Below are 1,897 nucleotides of genomic sequence, written 5' to 3' on the forward strand. Positions count from 1 at the left end.
GGGCGACTGGCTGCGCGACGCCCTGAATCCCCGCCTGCGCTGAGCGCGGCACTGTACGGAGACCAATGTAGAACCATGGACAACGCAACCCTATATACCCATGTCCGCCCGGCGGGCGGCGAAATCGCCTCGGTGCTGGTGCGCGACGGGCGCTTCGTGGCCTTCGACGGCCCGGTGCAGGGCAGCGTGCCGCGGGTAGATGGCGGCGGCGCGATCATGCTGCCCGGCCTGATCGACGCGCACGCCCACCTGGACAAGACGATGTACGGCATGCCCTGGTACCGCAACGAGGTGGGGCCGCGCCTGATCGACAAGATCGACAACGAACGGCTGGAAAAACGCCGCCTGGGCATCGACCCGTATCGGCAGTCGGCGCGCCAACTGGTGATGTCAGTGGCCGATGGCACCAGCCACATCCGCAGCCACGTCGACGTGGACACCGATATCGGCGTGGCCGCCATCGAAGGCGTGATGCGCGCCCGCGACCAGTACCGCGACCAGATCGACGTGCAGATCGTCGCGTTTCCGCAAAGCGGCCTGCTGATCCGCCCGGGCACGCTGGAATTGATGGACCAGGCGCTGCGCATGGGGGCGGACGTCGTCGGCGGGCTGGACCCGGCCGGCATGGACCGTGACCCCAAGGGTCACCTGGATGCGATCTTTGCCCTGGCCGACAAGCACGGCAAGCCCATCGACATCCACCTGCACGAAGCGGGCGAGCTGGGCGCGTTCTCGATGCAGATGACCATCGACCGGGTGCTGGCGCTGGGCATGCAGGGCCAGGTGACGCTGTCGCATTCGTTCTGCCTGGGCATGCCCGATGCGCAGGCGGTGCAGGGGCTGGTGGATGGGCTGCTTGAGGCGGGCGTCCACATCATGACGACCGGCTCGGCTTCGCGGCCGGTGCCGAATGTGGCGCGGCTGCATGCCGCGGGCGTGGTGGTCTGTACCGGCAACGACGGCATGCGCGACACTTGGGGCCCTTATGGCAAGCCCGACATGCTGGAACGCACCATGCTGGTGGGCCTGCGCAACAATTTCCGCCGCGACGACGAACTGGCGCTGGCCCTGCACGTGGCCACCTACGGCAACGCCCGTGTCATGGACCTGGCCGACTACGGCCTGGCGCCGGGCTGCCACGCCGACTTCGTGCTGGTCGAGGCCGAGACGGTGGCCGAAGCCATCGTCTCGCGCCCGGTTCGCAAGCTGGTGGTCAAGCGCGGCCAGGTGGTGGCGCGCGACGGCCGTGCGTTGGTAGAGGCGCCCTGATGGCAGCTCGCGACGACGCCACATTGCTGACCGCCCGCTGGGTGGTGGGCCACGAAAATGGCCGCCACTGCCTGTACGAGAACGGCGAAGTCGTGTTCCAGGGCGACCGCATCGTCTACGTGGGCCACCGCTATCCCGGCGTGGCGGCGCGGCGCCACGACTACGGCCGCGCGCTGATCGGGCCGGGCTTCGTGGACCTGGACGCGCTGTCGGACCTGGACACCACCATCCTGGGTTTCGACAATTCGCCGGCCTGGCGCCGCGGCCGCATCTGGCCCGAGACCTACATGAAGCGGGGGCCGTACGAGATGTACACCCCCGACGAACTGGCGTTCCAGAAGCGCTACGCTTTTGCCCAGCTGATTCGCAACGGCATCACCACGGCGCTGCCGATCGCGTCGCTGTTCTATCGGGTGTGGGGCGAGACCCGCGACGAATTCCTCTCAGCGGCCCAGGCGGCCGGCGACCTGGGCCTGCGCGTCTACCTGGGCCCGGCCTACCGCAGCGGCCATACCTACGTGGACGGGCAGGGCGCCATCCGCTGCCACTACGACGAGGCGCGCGGCCTGGCCGGCCTGGCGCAAGCCGTGGCCTTCTGCGACGAGGTCGAAGGCCTGCATGGCGGCCG

General features: G+C 69.0%; 1 protein-coding gene and 1 pseudogene. Both read left to right on the forward strand.

The features are described 5' to 3' along the window. Positions 1-75: 75 nt before the first annotated feature. Positions 76-1,269 carry an amidohydrolase family protein gene (locus tag U858_RS0132730; protein WP_025141307.1) on the forward strand — a complete coding sequence of 398 codons (1,194 nt, stop codon included), beginning with the start codon at positions 76-78 and terminating at the stop codon, positions 1,267-1,269. After that, a pseudogene (locus U858_RS0132735) lies at positions 1,269-1,897 on the forward strand (N-ethylammeline chlorohydrolase); the annotation flags it as partial. The gene U858_RS0132730 and the pseudogene U858_RS0132735, both read left to right, overlap by 1 nt.

Origin of the sequence: Achromobacter sp. DH1f, from assembly GCF_000633435.1 — a bacterium.
GTDB lineage: Bacteria > Pseudomonadota > Gammaproteobacteria > Burkholderiales > Burkholderiaceae_B > Achromobacter > Achromobacter deleyi.

Coding starts and splice junctions, on each gene's coding strand:
- U858_RS0132730 (WP_025141307.1), top strand. CDS start 76: ATGGACAACGCAACCCTATATACCCATGTCCGCCCGGCGGGCGGCGAA.